This is a genomic window from Nocardia niigatensis NBRC 100131 (assembly GCF_000308655.1).
GTDB lineage: Bacteria > Actinomycetota > Actinomycetes > Mycobacteriales > Mycobacteriaceae > Nocardia > Nocardia niigatensis.
On sequence record NZ_BAGC01000019.1, the window covers coordinates 83,255 to 103,679 of the forward strand.

Here is a 20,425-nt window from a genome sequence, read left to right on the forward strand (position 1 = left end):
TCTAGATATTATTCTGGACATAAGTACAGAACAATCGATTCGCGGTTCACGAGGGAGGTTCGATGAGAACTCGGCGGTCAGTGCGGCAGATGGTTCCGGGAATCGGGAGGTCGCCGGTGGCCGGGCGGGGTATCGCCGTCACAGGAGGCGCTCGCGGGATCGGGGGAGCCATTGCCCGCGAACTGGCATCGCGGGGCGCGAAGGTGGTCATCGGCGACATCGACATCGAGGCCGCGCGGAATACCGCCACCGCACTGGGTTTGGCGGGCGCCTGCCTGCTGGACGTGACCGATCCCGGTTCCTTCGAGCGCTTCCTCGGCGATGCCGAGAAGGCGGTCGGCGCTGTCGATGTCCTGGTCAACAATGCCGGCGTCATGCCGCTCGGGCGGTTCACCGAGGAACCTGATGCGATAACCCGTCGCATTCTCGAGACCAACCTTTACGGGGTCATGGTCGGTACGAAACACGCACTGCCCCGGATGCTTTCGCGCGAGCACGGCCATATCGTGAACATCTCGTCGCTCGCGGCCGAGAACCCGACGCCCGGAATGGCCACCTATTGCGCGAGCAAGCAGGCCGTGCTCGGTTTCACCGAAGCGATGCGCAGGGAGTATCGCGGCAGCGGAGTGAGCTTCTCGGTCGTGTTGCCCACCTTCACACGGACCGAGATGCTCGCCGGCACACGTGCCCCGTTCGGGCTGCTGGCCGAGCCCGAGGATGTCGCCCGTGCGGTGGCGGGTCTGGTGGAGCGGCCACGGCGGCGCGTCGCGGTGACACGGCGGGCGGGTTGGCTCGCGGCATCGAACAAACTGACGCCGCGACCGGTCGGCGAGTTCATGATGCGACGCCTGGGTATCGATCATGTCTTTCTCGAGGATGTCGATGGGATTGCGCGTCGTGCCTATGACCAGCGCGTGCGTGAGACCCCGCCGGCCTCTACCTGGCCGGCGCGCGAGCCGGCCGGTGCCGACGGTGAACGTCGCTGAAGAGTGGCCAGATTTGTCTGGACAGCTGTCGGTGCTACTATCTGGTCAAATGTCTACCTCCATGTCGGCCGACGTCGAATCCACGCGCCGTCACTTGTCCAAGAAGCAGGTCGAGACCGTCGAACGGCTGACCGCGGCGGTGATCACCGTGCTGGCCCGAGAGGGCTACGCGGGCACGACGATTCGGCTCATCGCCGCCGAGGCCGGGGTGGGCACGGCGACCGCGTACACCTACTTCTCCTCGAAGGAGCATCTGATCGCCGAGGTGTACTGGCGGCGGCTGGCTGCGGCGACATCGGAGATGCCTGATGACGCCGAGGCGCCGGCTCGCGCTGCCGCCGTGCTGAGACGGACCGCCATGCTGTTGGCCGATGAGCCGGCACTGGCGTCGGCGATCGGCCAGGCTCTGCTCGGCAGTGACCCTGATGTCGCACATCTGCGTGTGCTGATCGGCGCCGAGCTGCACTCGCGGCTGAGCGCCGCGTTGGGTCCGGGAAACGGTGAGGACCTCGAACATCTGGAGTTGCTGTACTACGGAGCCATGCTGCAGGCGGGGATGGGGCACCTGTCCTATGCGGAGGTCGCCGACCGCATGGCGCGCTGCACTCGGCGCATCCTGGCATGACGACCTCCGGCCGGACCACGTTCGGTACGCGATGAAGGGAATCTCGTCGTACGTGTAGTCGTGGTGATGTCAGAGCGTCATCGTCGATCGAGTATGCGTTGCACCAAATTCTCCGGCGACCGAAGTTGTTGGGAGAGGCCGGCGTATCCGACCCCGGCGTCGAACAGGGCCGCGGTGTAGATCGCCTCCAGGCGCTCGGCGATCGCGATGTCGTGCCGGCGACCCAGTGCGGCCCGTATCCTGCGCTGCACCTTGCCGGCTGTCCGGGCGCGCAGTCGCAGCAGGTCGAGTGCGTCGGCGCGCATTTCGTTCCTGTCCCTGGATGCCGTGTCGCCGGAGGCGGCGGGCGTGCCCGAGGGCGAAATGAGCTGGCGCCACAGCACTTCCGAGACGACTTGTGCATTCGACCCGAAGTACGCGTGCGCGTCGGTCATGCTGACACCCGCCTCGGCGGCGACGGCCTGAATGGTCAGTCTCTCGAATCCTTCGCGGGCGCCGATCGTCCGGGCCGCATCGAGCAGCCGTTCGAGCGTCTCAGGTCGATCCGCCCGGGGATTGGGCGGCGACCCCTCGGCGGACATTAGATCGGACATGTGTCCGTATGCTAGTCCGGTTCATTGGACGGGACAAGCCGATCTCGGATGGCCACTACATCCGCACCCGGGAGCGCGAAGCTCCCGGGTGCCGTGGCCAAGGGTAGGTCCAGGGTTGTGCGGATCCCTGGCGTCGCGGCGGTGACGGCTGGAATCGCGTTCACGATGCGGCCCGCGGCGGCGACGATCGCGGCATGGTTGTGGTCGCCCTTTCTGCTGGTCGGGCAGACATCCACGACATAAGACGGTTCACCGGTGATCTCGATGCGGTACGAGCCCCCCTCCTGTGCGGGGCGCGGCCACTCGGGGCACAGATCGTCGCGCAGGCGAGTGACGTGCTCGATGACGATGGCCCGATGTCCGCCGACGATTCCATGCAGTTCGAATCGCAGGGCTGCCACGCCACCCCGGGGCACGTGGCCTGCGGCGATATCGAAAGCCTCGGTGGCGGGTATCCGTTCGTAGTGTTCGGTGATCGAATCCACCGTGATCCCGAGTCCGGTGGCGAGCTGGCGGATGGCAGGTCCCCAGGCGATGCTCAGCACGCCGGGCTGCAGCAGCATGGGAATCTCGCTGAGCGGCTTGCCGAAACCCATGACATCGAACATGACCGTCGCGCCGTCATAGGTTGCGTAGTCGGCGATCTCCATGCACCGGACCTGTTCGACGGTCTGGCAGGTCCCGGTCAGTGCCAAGGGCAGCAGGTCGTTCGCGAATCCGGGGTCGACGCCGGTGATGAAGATGCTCGAATTGCCTGCCTGCGCAGCCTCTTCCACGGGATCGATGTACTTCGGGGGCAGTACTTGCCACGGATACTGCAGCAGCCCTGGAGCCGAACCGACCACGTTGACACCGGCGGCGAGAATGCGCCGGCAGTCCTCGATCGCCTCCAGCAGGCGGGTGTCGCCCATCGTGCAATACACGACGCAGTCGGGGCGGGTCGCCAGTAGCGCGTCGAGGTCGCCGACCGCGGCGATGCCGGTGGTGACATCCAGTCCGGCCAGTTCGCCCGCGTCGCGACCGGCCTTGCTCGGCGTCGACACGCACACGCCGGTCAGCTCGTAACGGGGACTCTCGATGAGGCCGGTCAGCGCCAACCGGCCGACGTTCCCGGTGCCGATATGGGCGACGCGGATGGGCATGGGTTCTCCTTGTGAACTGCGGAATCGGTCCCGCTCTCGACGGGCATACCATATTCCGGTCATATATCCGGACAGTAGTCTGGATTGGCTTCCAGTCGGCATGTTAGCGTGGCCGCCATGGGACGTGTAGACAGCAAGGTTGCACTCATCAGTGGCGGAGCCCGGGGGATGGGCGCCGCGCACGCGGAAATACTGGTCGCCGAAGGCGCCAAGGTCGTGATCGGCGACATACTCGATGACGAGGGCAAGGCGCTCGCCGAATCACTCGGTCCGGCAGCGCGTTACGTGCATCTCGATGTCATCGAACCGGCGCACTGGGAGGCGGCGGTGAACGAGGCCGTGGAGGCGTTCGGCAAGCTCGATGTCCTGGTGAACAACGCCGGCATCGTCAACGGCGGCCCGCTGGGGAAATTCGATCTCGGCAAGTGGCGTCACATCATCGATGTCAATCTGACCGGGACCTTCCTGGGGATGCGTGCGGTCGTCGAACCGATGACCGCAGCCGGCGGCGGGTCGATCATCAATGTCTCCTCGATCGAAGGGCTGCGTGGTGCGCCGTGGGCGCACGGGTATGTGGCCTCGAAGTGGGCCGTGCGTGGATTGGCGAAGTCGGCGGCCCTCGAGCTGGCGCCCCACAACATTCGTGTCAATTCCCTGCACCCCGGACTGATCCGGACGCCGATGACCGAGAACATTCCCGACGATCTGGTCACCATCCCGTTGGGGAGGCCCGCCCAGCCCGCAGAGGTCGCCACGTTCGTCCTCTTCCTGGCCAGTGACGAATCCGCCTACGCCACCGGTTCGGAGTTCGTCGTGGACGGCGGACTGGTGGCAGCCGTTCCGCATAAGACGGGGCGCTGACATGAGCGAGATCGTGCGCGGCGTCATCGCCCGGTCGGCGGGCCTGCCCGTCGAGACCGTGGAGATCACCATTCCGGACCCGGGGCCGCATGACGTCGTGGTGCGGGTGCTGGCGTGCGGGGTCTGCCACACCGACCTCACCTACCGCGAGGGCGCCATCAATGATGAGTTCCCGTTTCTGCTCGGGCACGAGGCCGCCGGGGTGGTCGATCGGATCGGTGAGTCCGTGAGCCATGTAGAGGTCGGCGACGTCGTCGTGCTGAACTGGCGGGCGGTGTGCGGGCGGTGCCGTGCGTGCCGGCGCGGGCGGCCCTGGTACTGCTTCGATACCTGCAACGCCGATCGGAAGATGACCCTCGGCGATGGCACTGTGCTGACGCCGGCGCTCGGCATCGGGGCGTTCGCCGAGAAGACCCTGGTCCACGAAGGCCAGTGCACCATCGTCGATTCCACGATCGACCCGGCGGTAGCCGGCTTGCTCGGTTGTGGCGTCATGGCGGGACTGGGAGCGGCGCTGCATACCGGGCACGTCGAACGCGGGGACAGCGTGGCGGTCATCGGCTGTGGTGGCGTCGGCGCCGCCGCTGTCGCCGGCGCCCGGCTGGCGGGCGCGACCACGATCATCGCCGTCGATCGTGACGCCGCCAAACTTCCGGCGGCCGTCGAGTTCGGGGCCACGCATACCGTCGATGCCTCGCTCGAGGACTCGGTCGCCCGGATTCAGCAGTACACGGGTGGTTTCGGCGCCGACGTCGTCATCGACGCGGTCGGACGACCCGAAACCTGGCTGCAAGCGTTCTACGCTCGGGACCTCGCGGGAACAGTGGTGCTGGTCGGCGTGCCGACTCCCGATATGCGGGTGGACCTGCCGTTGATCGACTTCTTCTCGCACGGTGGCGCTCTGAAATCCTCGTGGTACGGCGACTGCCTGCCCGAGCGGGATTTCCCGACCTTGATCGAGCTCTATCGGCAGGGCCGATTGCCGCTGGACCGTTTCGTCTCGGAGCGGATCGCGCTCGATGACATCGAGAAGTCCTTCCAGACCATGAAGTCGGGAACGGTGTTGCGATCGGTGGTCGTGCTGTGACCAGCGTCGCCGCGCGTACCGGCGAGCTGCTGGCACTGGCCGAGCAAGTGCCGGGTTTCATGCCGGCCGAGGAAGGCCGCGCGCTCTACGAGGCGGCCCGAGCCCACGCGGGCGACGGAACCATCCTCGAAATCGGCACCTACTGCGGCAAGTCGGCGATCTACCTCGGCGCCGCTGCGGTCGAGACCGGGGCAACCGTCTTCACCGTCGACCATCACCGCGGTTCGGAAGAGCATCAGCCCGGCTGGGAATACCACGACGCCACGTTGGTGGACGCGGAGACCGGTGTCTTCGATACTGTCGCCGCGTTCCGCCGCAGCATGGTGCGCGCCGGACTGACCGACACTGTCATCGGAATCGTCGGGTCTTCGGTGGCCGCCGCTCTCGTCTGGCGAGCACCGCTTCGCATGCTGTTCATCGACGGCGGCCACAGCGAGCATGCGGCGCAACGCGATTACGACGGCTGGGCCCGATGGGTGGAGATCGGGGGCCTGCTGGCCATCCACGATGTGTTCCCGAATCCGGCCGACGGTGGTCGAGCCCCGTACCACATCTATCGTCGCGCTCTGGATTCCGGGGAGTTCGTGGAGCTTTCGGTGACGGGCTCACTCCGGGTCCTGCAGCGTGCCGTCGTCGATGGACGGCACGCCACAGCTGGAACGACCTGACCCCCGAACCTGTTTCGATTCAGGTCATTTCGCGTGCGTCGACGAAGTCAGCGGAGCGCAGCGTCGCGAAAGATGCCATTGGCGGGCGTGGTTCGTGAGATCGCGTCCGCCGCCAGCACGACGGCGGCGGTGGTCCATGTGGTCCGCTCCTCGGGCCAGCGTTTGCCATCGGTGAACACGAGTCCGGTCCAATACGATCCGTCTGTTTCGCGCAGATGCTGGACCTCGGCGAACAGCTTCGCGGCAGTCGCGCTGTCGCCGTCCGCCTCCAGCGCCAGCACCAGTTCGCAGGTCTCGGCGCCGGTGACCCAGGGCGCATCGGAGACACATCGAATACCCAGACCGGGCACTACGAACTCGTCCCAGTGGCACCGGATCCGGTCACGGGCCCGCGCGCCGCGCACCGCGCCGCCGAGGATCGGGTAGTACCAGTCCATCGAATACCGGGCCTTGTCCAGGAAGACTTCTGGGTGCTCGCGCAGCGCGTGACCGAGCCGCCAACGGGCCGCCACCCAGTCCGGGCGCGGGTCGTCCAGGCGTTCCGCCAGGGCCACGGCGCAGCCGAGGCTGTGGAAAATGCTCGAGCAGCCGGTCAGCAGGGCCTCTCCGGAACTGCCGGATTCGTTTGCCGACCAATGGATCTCCCCGTGCTCGCCCAGCTGCAGGCTCAGCACGAAGTCGATCGCGGCCCGCACGGTGGGCCAGATGTCGGCCGTGAACTCGCGATCGCCGGTGACGGTCAGGAAATGCAGCAGGCCCGTGGCGAGATAAGCGCAGAAGTTGGTGTCGGCGTCGTGATTCTCGATGACGCCCAGGCGGTACTGCATGGGCCACGATCCGTCGTCGCGCTGGTTCTTGGCCGACCAGATGTAGGCTGCGCGCGCTTGGTCCCAGAGTCCGGCGACGGTGAGCGCCATGGCCGATTCGATGTGATCCCAGGGATCGGTGTGTCCGCCGGTGAACCAGGGCAGTGCCCCGTCGGGTTCCTGTGTGGCGGCAATGGATTCGGCACTGCGCAGGATGTCACGGCTGGAAAGGACACCGGAAACCGACGGTAGGTCAGTGACCGCCACGTGGCACCCCCGATTTGACGAAGTAGAGGGCAACCGATTTGCCGATGAAAGGGTCGAGAAGCCGCTCCGCGGTGCGGGTGAGCGCCGGCGCGGACATCATGTCCCACACCAGCATGCGGTGGTAGGCCCGTACTGCCGCATGGGAGTCGTTCGTGACTCCGACCGCGCACTTGAGCCACCAATACGGTGAGTGCAGCGCGTGCGCGAACTCCTGATGGAGGTAGCGCATCCCGGTAGCGACGATCCTGCCGCACAGCTCGTCGGCGCGGTAGATGCGAACATGGCCGCCTTCGTTCGCGTGATACTCGTCCGACAGCGCCCAGCAGATGCGTTCGGGCAGCCAGCGCGGAACTGTGACAGCCAGTACGCCACCGGGTTTGAGGACACGCGCGAGTTCAGCGATGGCCAGTCGGTCCTGCGGAATGTGCTCGAGGATCTCCGAGGCGATGACCACGTCGAATTCGCCGTCACCGTAGGGGAGGTCGAGCGCATCGCCGCAAACGGTTTCGGCCTTCGCGAAGGCGGGTGCTTCCTCGCCCACGGCCATGGCCTCGAACATGAGGTCGACGTCGGCGAGGTCATCGGCGTTCTGATCGAATGCCACGATGTCGGCGCCGCGTCGATACGCCTCGAACGAATGGCGTCCCGCGCCGCAGCCGACATCGATCACACGTACTCCCGGGCCTACGCCCAGATAATCGAAATCCACGGTCAGCATGGGATCTCCTTTCTGCTGATGCTGCTTGTCGAAGGATGAATCAGCGGGTCGCGGGATCCGTCTCGAGCGGCGCGCGGCGGCGATGTCGCTCGATCGCCTGCTCGTAGACCGCGACCGTCTGCGCGCCGACCGCCGGCCAGCTGAAGACGTCCAGTGCCCGCCGGCGCCCCGCGTTCCCCATGTGCCGCAGACGATCGGGATCGCGCAACAGTCGGTCCAGGGACTCGGTCAGCGCCGCCGCATCGCCGGGCTCGACCAGCTCTGCGCACGTGCCGGTCACCTCGGGCAGCGCGCCCGCTCTGCTCGCGACCAGGGGCGTGCCGCTGGCCATGGCCTCGACGGCCGGCAGCGAGAATCCCTCGTACAGGGAGGGAATGCAGGCGATCTGCGCTGAGGCGAGCAACTCCGCGAGTTGCTGGTCGCTCAGCCCGCTGACGGCGGTGACGATGTCGGCCAAGCCCAGCTCGGCGATGGCTTTCTCGGTCGGGCCGTTGGGTTCCAGCCTGGCCACCAGACGCAGCTCGACATCGTGCGAATGACGCAGTCGGGCAACGGCTTCGAGTAGGTGCCCGATGCCTTTGAGTGGCTTGTCCGCGCTGGCGACCGCGACGATGAGGTTGCGCCTCCGGGGCGTGTCGCGCGGCCGGAACAACTCGGTGTCCACGCCCAGCGGGACGGTGTTCAACTGCTGCGGCGACACCCCGAAGTCTTGGGCGATATCGGTCGCCGACGAGGAGGACACCGTGATCAGATCCGGGATCTGGCGTGCGACCTGCTTCTGCATTCCGAGGAACCCGTACCAGCGCCGTACGAAGGGCTTGCGCCGCCACGGCGCGGCTGCCAGGTCCACTTCGCGGTCGCGGGTGATGGGGTGATGAATGGTCGCCACCACCGGAAGGCGCCCGGCGATATCGAGCAGTCCGTAACCGAGGCACTGATTATCGTGCACAACATCGAAATCGGTGGCGCGCGAGCGCAACAGCCGTGCGGCACGCAGACTGAACGTTCGCGGCTCGGGAAATCCGGCGGTCCACATGGTGGCGAGTTCGAGCAGGTCGATGCGGTCGCGGAGCTCGCGCGGGTGGGGCGTGCGAAAAGGATTGTGGTCACGGTAGAGGTCCAGGCTGGGGACCTCGGTGAGCCGCACTCGCGGATCGAGGTTCTCCGGATAGGGCTGACCGGACAGGACCTCCACCTGATGGCCGAGTTCCGCCAGCCCCTGACTCAGGTATCGGATGTAAACACCTTGTCCTCCGCAGTGAGTCTTGGAGCGATAGGACAGTAGGGCAATACGCAGATGCCCGTTCTCGCTCCCGGGAGTTCGCTGCGGTCTTGCCAGAGTCATCGAAGATCCCTCTCGAGATTGCTGTCCGGACATATGATAGACAAGTGTCTGGACAGTACTATGGTTCCTTACGCACGACAAGACCGGCTGGGAGAACGGCGATGGCCGCCGACCGGTGCACGGTCGGCGGCCATCGAAGAGAAGGATCAGTATCGCGTCATATCGAGCAGGGCGTGGATCAGCTCCGCTTGTCGGGATCGGCCAGTATGCGCCGCGCGGAAACCTCGAGCAGATCGGCGACCTGCTGGTACGACAGCAAGCCCATGCCTGCCTGCAGCAGGGCGCCGGCGTAGAGCAACTCGAGCATCGAAAGACGTTCCGGGTCCCTGGATTCGAGCGCGGCGGCGAGCCGGTTGCGAATCTCCGTGCCGATGCGCACCCGAAGATGCCGGACATCGGGATCGTCGCCGAGGAGCGCGTTGCTCACGGCGATGGCCAGAGCGGGTTCGTCGGCCACCAGGAGTGAGACCTGCCTCAGGATCGCGACCACGCGGGTCGCGGGGTCGGCATCGCCGAGCTCCAATGGCGGGGTCGACATCAGGCGTCGCCAGAACACCTCTGAGATGAGATGTTCCTTCGATGAGAAGTAGGTGTACGCGGTGGCGGTGCCGACGCCAGCGGCGGCTGCGACGAGTCTGATGGTCGTGCCGGCGTAGCCTTCCCGCGACAACACTTCGACCGCGGCCGCGGTGAGACGGTCGACGGTGTCGGCCTGCTTTCCGGTGAGGCGCCGCCGAGTGGCTTCGATACCGGTCGATGCTGGTTCGGACATGTGTCTGAATCCTACTGACGTCTCTTGACCAGGGCAAATGGGCTGTGCGGATGCTTCGTTGTCCGGATCTGTTTCCCTGATCTCGCCGATGACTCGAGTGCGGTGGGCTGATGGATGGCGGCGAACGGCAGCGGCTCGATCATGAATACGGGATCCTTTGCCCATCTCGGCGACTACGGCGGAACCGGCTACCCTGCCGGCAAGGGCGCGGTGGTCAGCCTGACCCTGGCGATGGCGGCCGAACTGAAGGACTGCGGCGTTCGTGTCAACGTGATCTGCCCAGGCGCGAAGACTCGGCTCTCCCCGGGCCCTGACTATGAGGCCCATATTCGCGAGTTGCATCACCGAGGCCTGCTCGATGAGATGACCATGCGGGCGTCGCTGGACGCGCCTCCGCCGGAATACGTTGCCGCACTTTATGTCTACCTGGCATCGGACGCCGCTCGCGCGGTGTCGGGTGAGATCTTCATAGCCGCCGGTGGATTCATCGGCAGTTTCGCTCGTCCGGCGGTCGGAACGCCGGCCTACCGCGACCATTCCCAGCAGCCGCCATGGTCGGTGTCGGAACTGAGCGACCTGATCGGCGGCCACTGAGCGCGCGTCGCGCGGGCCGATTCGACTGCCTCGGAATCCACTGTGGCGCAGTGGATTCCGAGGCGGTGAGGCATCGCGTCCGGCGGCTCAGTTCTGCGACAGGTGCGCTTCGAGCCAGTTCACCAGGTCGGTGAGCACCTTGTCCTGCTCGGGCTCGTTGTAGATCTCGTGGTACAGCCCGTCGTAGCGGATGACCGTCTTGTCCTTCGACGCCGCGTTCCGTTCCAGCAGGTCGCTGCCGATCGGCGAGGCGAGCGCGTCGGAGGTGCCGTGCTGCACCAGCAGCGGGGCGGTCAGCCGGTCCAGGTGGTTCTTGACGAACTCGCCCGCGCGCAGCATCTCACCCGCGGTGCGAGCCGGGACCCCGCCGTGGTGCACCAGTGGATCCTCGTCGTAGGCCCGCACCACGTCCGGGTCGCGGCTGACCAGCTTCGAATCCAGCTTCACCACCGGCAGATTCGGCAGATACTTCGACACCAGCGGCGCGGCCACGCGCTGTACCGCATTGCCCGCCTCGATCTCGATGGCCGGGCCCGAGAGCACGATGCCGGTCACCTCCGGCTGATCGCGGGTGGCCAGATAGGCGGTGGTGAGGCCGCCCATGCTGTGGCCGATGAGGAAGCTCGGCAGTCCCGGATAGCGTCCGGTGGCGGTGGCGAGCATGGTGCGCGCATTGTCGGCCGCGGTGTCCAGCGAGCCGATATTCGCCCGCGACCCCTCCGACTTACCGTGCCCGGTGTGATCGAGCGCGTAGACCGCGAACCCGGACTCGGTGAGCCGCTGCGCGACATGCGCGTACCGGCCCGAGTGCTCGGCGTACCCGTGCACGATCACGGCGACGGCACGGGGTTCGCCGTCGGGCAGCCACGACTGCCAGAACACGCGGCCCCCCGCTCCCTGGAATTCACCGGTCTCAGTGCGGGTCATCCGCCGCTCCCTTCGGTTCGAGGTCGTCACGCTGCCGGCGGGTGCGCCCCGTGCGGGGTGCGCCTGAAATGTCGCCCTACCGGCGGTGCCATTCTCGCGCATTCGGCGCGCGGCGGGGCCGGACGGGCGGATCCGCGCGGTGAGATCGGCAATTGTGGTCAGACCAGCCTGTCGAGGAGCAGGCGATTGAACCGGATCAGCCTGGCGTAGTCGGCGCGGGAGATCCGTTCGTCCGTGCCGTGGATGCGCTCCAGATCCGCGGCGGTCAGGATGAGCGGCGCGAAATTGCAGCGGGTGACGGCCAGATCGTCGTAGTAGCGGGAGTCGGTGGCGCCCGGCACCACGCCGACCGTGACGGCGATGCCCGGCGCCACCTCACGCGCGACGGCGGCGACGAGATCGAAGTCCGGGCCCGCGCACGGATCGGGTGACGGCTCGGAGGTGACGCCGTCGAGTTCGATGGTCACGCCCTTGTCGCGCACCACCTTCCGGCAGTGGGTCAGCACATCGGCCACCGAATCACCCGGCAGGATGCGGAAGTTCACGAACGCCTCGGCCCGCTGCGGCAGCACATTGGGTTTCACCCCGCCGCTGATCATGGTCGGCGCGGTGGTGGTCCGCACCAGTGCCTCGGTCTGCGGCCGGGCCGCCAGTACCCGCGCCGCGACGGCCCCGGCGATCTTCACCAGCCCGAGCAGGGTCCGGCGCGGCTCGGACATGAATTCCCGCACCCGCGTGAGCATGTCGACCGCGACCGGCGTCAGCCGCAGTGGGAACGGGTGATCCTGAATCCGCGCCACCGCCCGCGCCAGCCGCCCGACCGCGGTCTGCCGCCCCGGCATGGACGAGTGCCCGCCCACATCGGTCACCGAGAGCCGCACGGTCGCGAATCCCTTCTCGCCCACCATGATCGTGGCCACCGGCACGTCGATCCCGTCGGCCACCCCGGTGGTGATCACGCCACCCTCGTCGACCAGCAAACGGGCCCGTACACCGGCGTCACGCAACCGCCGCGCCATCCGCCCCGCGCCCTCGGCCCCGAAGATCTCCTCGTCGTGCCCGAACGCGAGATACACGGTCTCCCTGGGCCGCACCCCCGCGTTCAGCGCCTGCTCGACGGCCTCCAGAATCGCGAGCACCCGGCTCTTGTCGTCAATAGCCCCACGCCCCCAGATGAATTCGTCATCCACCACCCCGTCGAACGGCGGATGCGTCCACCCCGCCACATCGTCCACCGGCACCACATCCAGATGCGCCAGCAGAATCGCCGCCACCGCCTCGGCGCCGGCCCCGTCGCTCCGGTCTGCTGAACGGGACGCGGCGCCGAGCGGCCCGGTAGTAACGCTCGAACCGTTGGCACCCGGCTCGCGCTCCGAGGTGTCCGGCGCCGATTCCCTGCGGGGAGAGCCCGGGGACAGGCTCGTACGGCCTTCGGAGACCGCCGCTTTCGGGGTTGGCAGCTCGGACGCGGCGACTGCCCCGTCTCGGCCTGCCCAGCGGTAGAGGCGACTGTGGCCGAAGGCTTCCCAGGTGAGGTGGGTGTGGACCAGGGGGAAGCAGGCCTCGAGGTGGGCGATGAGCCGGTCGAACTCGGTCGGGTCGACGCGGTCGCGGTCCTCGTAGGAGACGGTTCGGCAGCGTAGCGCCGCGGCCAGCCGCTCGGCGGTGGCATCGTCGACGGTGGTGGCGTCGGTCGGCGCGGTGCTGGTCATGGGCCTAGCCGCCGGTCCTGGGTGGGAAGTTCACGGTCACAGTCGCATTGTTCACCACATCGGGGGCGAGTGAGACGGTCTTCTCGTTCCGCCACTTCGGAATGGCCTCGCTGGTGTCGCCGGCCAGGTCCGGGGTGCGGATCGTGGTGAGCAGGGGCAGATGGATCCGGGCGGCGGCGACGGTGACCGGTGCGAAGGCCGGCGGGTGCGCCCAGACGTCGTCGACCACATCGGTGACCCGGACGCCGATCCGGTGACCGGCGGCAATGGGCCAGTCCTGGGCGAGCAGCCGGACCTCCACGGTCGGAGCGACCGGTGCGATGCCCCGGGTGATGACGGTCGCCCGATTGCCCGGGTCGATGTCGTAGACCTCGACGGTCACCGCCGCCGTGGCGGGCCCGTCCAGGCTGAGGGTTGCGGTCGGCGCGCCGGACAGGTGCTGGTCCCGGTCGAGCGGCTGGCTGACGGTCCAGATCTCGCGGTCCGCGCCCGGCAGCAGCCCGCGATCGTTGTAGCGTCCGGTGCGCAGATCGATGTCGAGGGCGCGGCTGTCGGCGGGCGGCCACGCGGTCTCCGACCGCCACCGGCCGTCGAACTGGCCGACGGTGATCCGGGGCCCGGGCACCGTCACGTCCTTGCCCGCCACCTGCCGATCGAAGAACGCCAGCAGTTCGTCGGCGAAGCCGGGCGCACCGCATTTCTCGGTGCAGTCGCGGTGACCCCACTGCCCGAACCAGGCCTTGTGCTCGCCCGGCCCGAGTTCGTTCCACAGCTGGAAGACCCGGTCGGGCCGGGTGTTGTAGTCCACGAAGCCCTGCCCGAGGAACAGGGGAATGGTGTTGCCGCGCAACTTCTCCACCAGATCCCGGTCCCGCCAGAACGCGGAGGTGGCGTCGTGGTTGGTGGTTTCGGCGAGGTAGTGCTGATAGCAGGCCGGATCGATGCTCGACGCGTTCGCCCTGTACTCCGCCGAATCGGTCGGATACCCGGGTGTGGACGCGATCAGCAGATGTTCGAAGCCCGCGAGATCGCCGGGCCGGAAGCCGTTCTCACTGATCGGTTTGAGCGAGAACTTCCAGGCGATGCCCTGCATGTACAGGTAGGCGTTGGGGTCCACGACCGGTTCGAAGGAGGCCACCGCCGCCAGCCCCGCGGGCTGCTCGGACAGACCCATGAGCCCGGTCCAGCCCTCGTAGGAGATGCCGGCCAACCCGACCCGGCCGGTCGACCACGACTGTCCCGCAGCCCATTCCACCGCGGTCTTCACATCCGACCGCTCGCCCGGCCCGCCGAAATCGGGGCAGCCGTTGGAGCCGCCGAATCCGCGCAGATCGACGATCACGTAGGTGTATCCGGCCCGCAGGAACATCGACACCGGCAGATCCTCGGTGGACGGCCCGCCCTTGATCCGCGGTTCGCTCAATCGCATGAGATGCGCCCGGTAGGGGCTGACGGTCATGATCACCGGTGTGCGCACGTCGTCGGCGATCCCGGCGGGCCGCAGCACATCCGCGTGCAGTCGCGTCCCGTCCGGCGCGGTGATGAACTCCTCGTGCCACTGATACCGCGGGTCGGCCCCCGCGCGCCCCGGCACCGCCACAACCCCCACCACCAGCAGCAGCACGCCGATCAACGCGCGCCACAACACCATCCGCATGCTCACCATAGTGACCTTGGCGGTTGCGGCGGCCGTGATCCAGCCCCAGGAACCGGGGTGCGCGGTCCGCTTACCGCTCGCCACACCGCGCCGGGTTCGACCCTCCCGCCACGGGAGACCGCATCCTCGAATCGACCCCGAGAAAGGAGCCGCCATGAAACTGAACCTGGCCAAGACCGACAAGCATTACTACGACGCCCCGGCCGACCCCGTCCTCCGTACCTTCCCCACCTGCAATTACGCCATGGTCAGTGGCGTCGGCGCACCCCTCGGCGACGCCTACACCGAGGCCGTCTCGACCCTGTACCGAGCCGCCTACGGCGCCAAGAAGATCGCCAAGGCGGACGGCAACGACTTCGTGGTTCCCAAGCTGGAGGGCCTGTGGTGGGTCGAGTCGGATCGCCCAGCCCTGGAGGTGCCGCGTGACGAATGGCACTGGACCATGATGATCCGCATGCCCGACCCGGTGACCCCGGACATGGTCTCCGGAGCCGGCTTCGGCCAGCTGACCGAGGGCGACGCGATCCAGGTCATGCACCGCGGCCCGTACTCGGCCGAGCCCGAGACCCTCGCTCGCATGCAGACTTTCATGGCCGACCACGGCCTCGCCATGAACGGCCGCCACCACGAGATCTACCTCTCCGATCCCCGCCGCACCGAGGACGCCGCCATGCGCACCCTGCTCCGCCACCCCGTCCGCCCGCTGACGTGACGAGGGAGCTCTCACCGTGGAGTTTCGCCTGATTCCCACGCCGAGAGCTCCCGGATTCCGGTGGTCACACCGGACGCAGGTTGATCATCTTGCGCAGGCGGGCGCGGTCGCGTTCGAGGCGGCGGGCCTCGTAGGCGATGGGGAAGTAGCGGACGCGCTCGGGCAGCAGGGGGACGGTGCGGCCGATGACGCGGCCCAGAAGACGCAAGATGCGTTCGTCTTTCGCGGTCCACTCCAGGCCGAGCCGGTCGCGGATCAGCTCGGGGGTGGTGCCGACGGTGACGAAGTACTGGAGACGGCCGACCGGGTTGGTCACCGCGCGCCAGACCGGGTGCAGGGGAGCGGGAATCTGCTTGGGCGGGTTGATCTTCCGGATCACCTTCAGATAGTCATAGGCGACATTCGTTGCGACGAGGTGGCTCTCGACCTGATTCCAGAACCACGGCTCCCACTCCGCGTAGGTCGCGGGAATCTCCTTGGGGGCCACCGAGAAATTGCGCATGAGCTGCACGGTTTCCTGGTAGTAGGACTCCTTGTCGGCGTCGGTGAGCTTCTCGCGGGAGAAGTACTTGCTGCCCTCGGTGAAGGCGAACACGCCGGTGTGCAGCACCCACGCCCAGGGCGCGGACGCGAGCGCCTGGTGTTTGACGCCCTGGGCGTCGGTGGAATTCAGGGTCGCGTGCATGCGCCGCAGCCGATCGGCCTCGGCGAGCGCCTCGTCGCCGCCGTAGATCCACATCATGACCGAGGCGATACTGCGCGTGGCCCGGCCCATGGGATCGGTGCGGAAGCTCGAGTGCTCGTCGACCACCGCGGCGATGGTCGGTTCCATGGTCTGCAGCAGGAACGCGGACCCGGCGGTGAGAGAGAACGTGAGCAGCCCGACGTCCTCCCACATCCGGCTGCCGGGTTCGAACGGCCGGCGTTCGGGCCGGCCACCCTTGGTCTCCTGGTCCAGCGCGACAGCGGCGGTCATGGTGATCTCCTTTGATCACTCCCGCCGAAGCGACACACTCCGACAGGATGAGAGAGTTACCAATAAATCTTCTCATCATGTCGCGAGCGTGGCAACAGTCAGGTTGGCGACGGAATCCGCCGAATGCGTGGATCATGATGCGAGACGACCGCGCTGTCGAAGGGTTACCGGCACCAACCCCTGAACCGAAAGAGCTGGGTGCACAATGGCGGAGGCAGAACAGACGGTTCCGGCGCGTACCCCGCGCCAGCGGGTGCGGGTGTGGCTGGCTCCGGCAGTGGTGGTCTCGCTGCTCATGGCGTTGCTGGCAACGATGTATCTGGCGTATGTGGTCGATCCGGCGAAGCATCTGCACGGATTCCCGATCGCCCTGGTCGATCAGGACGCCGGGGATGTAATCGGCGGGCAGCCCACCAATGTGGGCAAGCAGATCGGCGACGCTCTGGTGCAGCAGATTCCGGCCGACAAATTCGACCTGCGGGTGCTCGGCATCAACGAGGCTCAGCAGCAGCTGAACTCGGGGAAGGTGTACGGGGCGATCGTCATCCCGAGCGACTTCACCAAGCGGCTGGGCATTTTCGCCGCCGCCGGCGTGCTGCCCGGGGACGTCACGCAACCGCAGATCACGGTGTACACCAATCCGCGCGCCGGAACCTTCAGCACCACGATCGTGCAGAACGTCGCCGGGACGGCCTTGAAACAGGCCAACGAGACTGTCGGCCAACGCCTCACCACGACCGTGAACACCCAGCTTCAGGGCGGCGGTGGTGCACCCCCGCCACAGCTGTCGGGGCTCAGCAAACTCATGCTGGCCGCGCCGATCGATGTGACCATCACGCCGTTCCATCCGCTGCCCGCCGGTACGGGTGGTGGTCTGACCGCCTTCTTCTACACGGTGATGATCCTGCTGGCCGGGTTCACCGGCGCGATGGTGATCAATGGAATGGTCGATTCCGCACTGGGTTTCGCGCCCACCGAATTCGGTCCCTGGTATGTCCACTATCCGCCGGTACCGATCTCCCGGCTGCGGACGCTGTTCCTCAAATGGGGCCTCATCACCGGCGTCGCACCCGTGGTAGCGGCCATCTTCATGGGGATCGGGCACTGGCTGGGCATGCCCATCGACCGTCCGCCACTGCTGTTCCTCTACAGCACGTTCGCCATCATCGCGGTCGGTGTCACCGCACTGTCGATCGTGTCCGCGCTGGGGACCCTGGGCATGCTGGTGAACCTGGTGCTGTTCATCGTACTGGGCCTGCCGTCCTCCGGCGGCACCGTCCCGGTCGAGGCGATCCCGAAACCCGTTGCGTGGCTTGCGGATTTCGAGCCGATGCATCAGGTGTATCTCGGGGTGCGCGCGATTCTCTACTTCAACGGTGACGGCTCGGCGGGGCTGAGTCACGCGTTCTGGATGACCCTGCTGGGTCTGGTGATCGGTCTCCTGGTGGGCTTGGTGGTGACGGGTTACTACGACCGCAAGGAACTGCACCGCGCACCCGCCACACCATCGCCCGTTCCGGCGTAGGAACGTGAAGAGCCGGATGGCGGGACCGGACGGGTAAACCCGGTCCACGCCATCCGGCGTTCACTACCCCGCCAGCCGGGTGAGTTCGGCTTCCGGTCGCGCGGTACGGCATGGGTAACCGCGCACCGGGTGGCGGGCGACGTCCGATCCTGGATCGAAAATCGGACGGCGATCAGGGCGTGACTAGGTCACGATGCGGAGCGGATGCTCGATGAGCTCCTTCAGTTGCTGCAGGAAGCGGGCCGCGACGGCGCCGTCGATGGAACGGTGATCGGCCGACAGGGTGACGCGAAGGATCTTGCGCGCCACCACCTTCTCGCCGTCCAGCTTCAGCTCGTCCTGGGCCGCGCCGACCGCGAGGATCGCGGACTCCGGCGGGTTGATGACCGCGGTGAACTGCTCGATGCCGAACATGCCCAGGTTGGAGATGGTGAAGGTGCCGCCGGACATGTCCTCGCCCTTCAGCTTCCGGTCGCGGGCCCGGGCGGCCTTCTCGCGGCCCTCGGCGGCGATGGCGGACACGCTCTTGCGGTCGGCGTCGTGGATGACCGGGACGAACAGGCCCGCGTCGGTGGCCACGGCGATGCCGATATTGATCGCCCTGTGCCGCAACAGCTTGTCGCCCGCGAAGGAGACGTTCACCGCCGGATCCAGGCGCAGGGCGGTGGCGACCGCCTTCACCAGCAGGTCGTTCACGCTGACCTTGCCGGAGCCGGTCTCCGCCAGGGTCTGGTTGACCTGCGCGCGGAAGGCGAGCAGCTCGGTCACATCGATCGCACTGGTGAGATAGATGTGCGGGGCCTGCTGCTTGGACTCGGTGAGGCGCTGGGCGGAGACGCGCTGGATGGTGGTCAGCGGGATCTCGTCGTAGTCGCCGGTCGCCGGAGCGACAGCGGCCGCGGCGGCCGGAGCCGGAGCGGCGGCGGCCGGGGCTGCCGGAACGACTGCGCTGCCGGCGTTCTCGACATCCTGCTTGGTGACGCGGCCGCCGGGGCCGGTGCCGGTCACCGCGTTGATGTCGACGCCGATCTCCTTGGCGACCTTGCGGGCCAGCGGAGATGACTTCTTGCGCTCACCGAGGCCGGCGGAAACTGCGGGAGCGCTGGCATTTCCGGCCACAGAAGCCGAATCGGCCTGCGCGCCAATGGTTATAGGGGCCGGGGTGGGCTGCGGAGCGGGAGCAGCGGCCGGAGCCGCGGTTGACGCGCCACTGCCGTCGCCCAGCAGGGCGATCGGCTCGCCGATCGCGACGGTGGTGCCCGGCGCGGCGATGATCTGCTCGAGCACGCCGTCCTCGTACGCCTCGAGCTCCATGAGCGCCTTGTCGGTCTCGATCTCGGCGAGGATCTCGCCGGCCTTGACCTGGTCGCCGACCTGCTTGAGCCAGGCCGAGACGACGCCCTCCTCCATGGTGTCGGAGAGCCGGGGCATGGTTACCTCAGACATGATTCCTTCCGGTTCTCAGCGGCGCTTGCCCACGGCGGCAAGGGTTTCGAGGGCGGCCTGGTAGAGGGATTCCGGCGACGGGAGCGCCAGCTTCTCGAGCGGCTTGGCGTAGGGCAGCGGCACCTCGGCCATGGCGACGCGGCGGACGGGGGCGTCCAGATAGTCGAACGCGCCGTCGGAGATGGTGGCCGCGACCTCCGCGCCGATGCCGTAGGTCAGCCAGTCGTCCTCGCCGATGACGGCGCAGCCGGTCTTCTTGACCGAGGCGACAATGGTGTCGCGGTCCAGCGGACGCAGGCTGCGCAGATCGACGACCTCTGCCGAGATGCCCTCGGCGGCAAGCTTTTCGGCGACCTGAGTGCACACGGTGGCCATGCGCGAGTAGCCGATGAGCGTGATGTCGGTGCCCTCGCGGGTGACCGCGGCCTTGCCGATCTCGGCGGCCGGAAGATCCTCCGGCACTTCGCCCTTGGTGTTGTAGAGCGACAGGTTCTCCAGGAACAGCACCGGATCGTCGTCCGCGATGGCGGCCTTCAGCAGTGCCTTCGCGTCGGCGGGGGTGCTGGGCGCGACGACCTTCAGGCCGGGCACGAACGCGTAGTACAGCTCGATGTTCTGCGAGTGCGTCGCGCCGAGCTGCTGGCCGCCGCCACCGGGGGTGCGGATGACCATCGGCACCGACGTCTGTCCGCCGAACATGCCGTAGATCTTGGCGGCGTGATTGACGATCTGATCCAGCGCCAGCAGCGAGAAGTTGATCGTCATGATCTCGACGACCGGGCGCAGGCCCAGCATGGCGGCGCCGATGGCCGCGCCGACGAAACCCTCTTCGGCGATCGGGGTGTCGCGCACCCGCTTCTCGCCGAATTCGGTCAGCAGGCCGGCGGTGATCTTGTAGGAGCCTTCGAAGACGCCGATCTCCTCGCCGATCAGGAAGACGTCGTCGTCGCGCCGCATCTCCTCGCGGAGGGTCTCGCGCAGCGCTTCACGGTAGGTCATGACAGCC

The 20,425-nt window shown here is 67.3% G+C and carries 19 protein-coding genes and 1 pseudogene; 8 read left to right on the forward strand and 12 right to left on the reverse strand.

Features of this window, described 5'->3' with window-relative positions:
* Positions 1 to 89: 89 nt before the first annotated feature.
* Together ON33_RS06320 and ON33_RS06325 are read left to right on the forward strand one after the other, a co-directional pair.
* The gene (locus tag ON33_RS06320; protein ID WP_051151704.1) at positions 90 to 986 is read left to right on the forward strand and encodes an SDR family oxidoreductase; all 897 of its coding nucleotides are present in this window, start codon (positions 90 to 92) and stop codon (positions 984 to 986) included.
* Positions 987 to 1,035: 49 nt separating this feature from the next.
* Positions 1,036 to 1,611: a TetR/AcrR family transcriptional regulator gene (locus ON33_RS06325; protein ID WP_040856316.1), complete on the forward strand. Its 576-nt coding sequence runs from the start codon at positions 1,036 to 1,038 to the stop codon at positions 1,609 to 1,611.
* A 77-nt stretch (positions 1,612 to 1,688) separates the two neighbouring features.
* Here ON33_RS06325 and ON33_RS06330 read toward each other — a convergent pair whose 3' ends face one another.
* Positions 1,689 to 2,192 (reverse strand): TetR family transcriptional regulator, encoded by a 504-nt coding sequence (locus ON33_RS06330; protein WP_040856317.1) that lies wholly within the window; start codon positions 2,190 to 2,192, stop codon positions 1,689 to 1,691.
* A 23-nt stretch (positions 2,193 to 2,215) separates the two neighbouring features.
* Positions 2,216 to 3,346 (reverse strand): NAD(P)H-dependent amine dehydrogenase family protein, encoded by a 1,131-nt coding sequence (locus ON33_RS06335; protein WP_051151705.1) that lies wholly within the window; start codon positions 3,344 to 3,346, stop codon positions 2,216 to 2,218.
* A 117-nt stretch (positions 3,347 to 3,463) separates the two neighbouring features.
* On the opposite strand from ON33_RS06335, the gene ON33_RS06340 reads away from it, so the two are divergent.
* The 3 genes from ON33_RS06340 to ON33_RS06350 are packed head-to-tail and all read left to right on the forward strand — an operon-like array spanning position 3,464 to position 5,962.
* Positions 3,464 to 4,207 carry a glucose 1-dehydrogenase gene (locus ON33_RS06340; protein ID WP_040856318.1) on the forward strand — a complete coding sequence of 248 codons (744 nt, stop codon included), beginning with the start codon at positions 3,464 to 3,466 and terminating at the stop codon, positions 4,205 to 4,207.
* A 1-nt stretch (position 4,208) separates the two neighbouring features.
* Positions 4,209 to 5,294 (forward strand): S-(hydroxymethyl)mycothiol dehydrogenase, encoded by a 1,086-nt coding sequence (locus ON33_RS06345; RefSeq protein WP_040856319.1) that lies wholly within the window; start codon positions 4,209 to 4,211, stop codon positions 5,292 to 5,294.
* A 59-nt stretch (positions 5,295 to 5,353) separates the two neighbouring features.
* Positions 5,354 to 5,962 (forward strand): class I SAM-dependent methyltransferase, encoded by a 609-nt coding sequence (locus ON33_RS06350; RefSeq protein WP_051151715.1) that lies wholly within the window; start codon positions 5,354 to 5,356, stop codon positions 5,960 to 5,962.
* A 47-nt stretch (positions 5,963 to 6,009) separates the two neighbouring features.
* Here ON33_RS06350 and ON33_RS06355 read toward each other — a convergent pair whose 3' ends face one another.
* The 4 genes from ON33_RS06355 to ON33_RS06370 all read right to left on the reverse strand — a co-directional run bounded on the left by ON33_RS06355 (position 6,010) and on the right by ON33_RS06370 (position 9,870).
* Positions 6,010 to 7,035: a prenyltransferase/squalene oxidase repeat-containing protein gene (locus ON33_RS06355; RefSeq protein WP_040856323.1), complete on the reverse strand. Its 1,026-nt coding sequence runs from the start codon at positions 7,033 to 7,035 to the stop codon at positions 6,010 to 6,012.
* Positions 7,022 to 7,753: a class I SAM-dependent methyltransferase gene (locus ON33_RS06360; protein WP_040856325.1), complete on the reverse strand. Its 732-nt coding sequence runs from the start codon at positions 7,751 to 7,753 to the stop codon at positions 7,022 to 7,024. The genes ON33_RS06355 and ON33_RS06360 overlap by 14 nt, the downstream gene beginning before the upstream one ends.
* A gap of 40 nt (positions 7,754 to 7,793) precedes the next feature.
* Positions 7,794 to 9,050: a glycosyltransferase family 4 protein gene (locus tag ON33_RS06365; protein WP_040856436.1), complete on the reverse strand. Its 1,257-nt coding sequence runs from the start codon at positions 9,048 to 9,050 to the stop codon at positions 7,794 to 7,796.
* A 226-nt stretch (positions 9,051 to 9,276) separates the two neighbouring features.
* A complete protein-coding gene (locus tag ON33_RS06370; protein WP_040856326.1) occupies positions 9,277 to 9,870 on the reverse strand; it encodes a TetR/AcrR family transcriptional regulator in 594 nt (197 codons plus the stop codon).
* A gap of 114 nt (positions 9,871 to 9,984) precedes the next feature.
* On the opposite strand from ON33_RS06370, the pseudogene ON33_RS06375 reads away from it, so the two are divergent.
* Positions 9,985 to 10,464: pseudogene (locus tag ON33_RS06375) on the forward strand (SDR family NAD(P)-dependent oxidoreductase); the annotation flags it as partial.
* Between the two features lie 87 nt (positions 10,465 to 10,551).
* Here the strand turns inward: ON33_RS06375 and ON33_RS06380 are convergent.
* From ON33_RS06380 to ON33_RS06390, 3 genes are all read right to left on the reverse strand, one after another.
* Positions 10,552 to 11,391 (reverse strand): alpha/beta hydrolase, encoded by an 840-nt coding sequence (locus ON33_RS06380; protein ID WP_040856331.1) that lies wholly within the window; start codon positions 11,389 to 11,391, stop codon positions 10,552 to 10,554.
* 158 nt (positions 11,392 to 11,549) lie between these two features.
* Positions 11,550 to 13,103: a M20/M25/M40 family metallo-hydrolase gene (locus tag ON33_RS06385; RefSeq protein WP_085996682.1), complete on the reverse strand. Its 1,554-nt coding sequence runs from the start codon at positions 13,101 to 13,103 to the stop codon at positions 11,550 to 11,552.
* Positions 13,104 to 13,107: 4 nt separating this feature from the next.
* Complete coding sequence (locus tag ON33_RS06390) at positions 13,108 to 14,760, reverse strand: CocE/NonD family hydrolase (protein WP_245550322.1); 1,653 nt, start codon at positions 14,758 to 14,760, stop codon at positions 13,108 to 13,110.
* Positions 14,761 to 14,914: 154 nt separating this feature from the next.
* Here ON33_RS06390 and ON33_RS06395 point away from each other — a divergent pair, with 154 nt between their 5' ends.
* Positions 14,915 to 15,472, forward strand: a complete 558-nt coding sequence (locus tag ON33_RS06395; RefSeq protein ID WP_040856334.1) for a GyrI-like domain-containing protein — start codon at positions 14,915 to 14,917, stop codon at positions 15,470 to 15,472.
* Between the two features lie 64 nt (positions 15,473 to 15,536).
* On the opposite strand, the gene ON33_RS06400 is transcribed toward ON33_RS06395, so the two are convergent.
* Positions 15,537 to 16,448, reverse strand: a complete 912-nt coding sequence (locus ON33_RS06400) for an oxygenase MpaB family protein (protein ID WP_040856337.1) — start codon at positions 16,446 to 16,448, stop codon at positions 15,537 to 15,539.
* A 205-nt stretch (positions 16,449 to 16,653) separates the two neighbouring features.
* Here ON33_RS06400 and ON33_RS06405 point away from each other — a divergent pair, with 205 nt between their 5' ends.
* Positions 16,654 to 17,973, forward strand: coding sequence for a YhgE/Pip domain-containing protein (locus ON33_RS06405; RefSeq protein WP_051151706.1), 1,320 nt, complete (start codon positions 16,654 to 16,656; stop codon positions 17,971 to 17,973).
* A 183-nt stretch (positions 17,974 to 18,156) separates the two neighbouring features.
* On the opposite strand, the gene ON33_RS06410 is transcribed toward ON33_RS06405, so the two are convergent.
* Positions 18,157 to 19,419 (reverse strand): dihydrolipoamide acetyltransferase family protein, encoded by a 1,263-nt coding sequence (locus tag ON33_RS06410; RefSeq protein WP_174391491.1) that lies wholly within the window; start codon positions 19,417 to 19,419, stop codon positions 18,157 to 18,159.
* 15 nt (positions 19,420 to 19,434) lie between these two features.
* The gene (locus ON33_RS06415; RefSeq protein ID WP_218001376.1) at positions 19,435 to 20,418 is read right to left on the reverse strand and encodes an alpha-ketoacid dehydrogenase subunit beta; all 984 of its coding nucleotides are present in this window, start codon (positions 20,416 to 20,418) and stop codon (positions 19,435 to 19,437) included.
* Positions 20,419 to 20,425 lie beyond the last annotated feature (7 nt).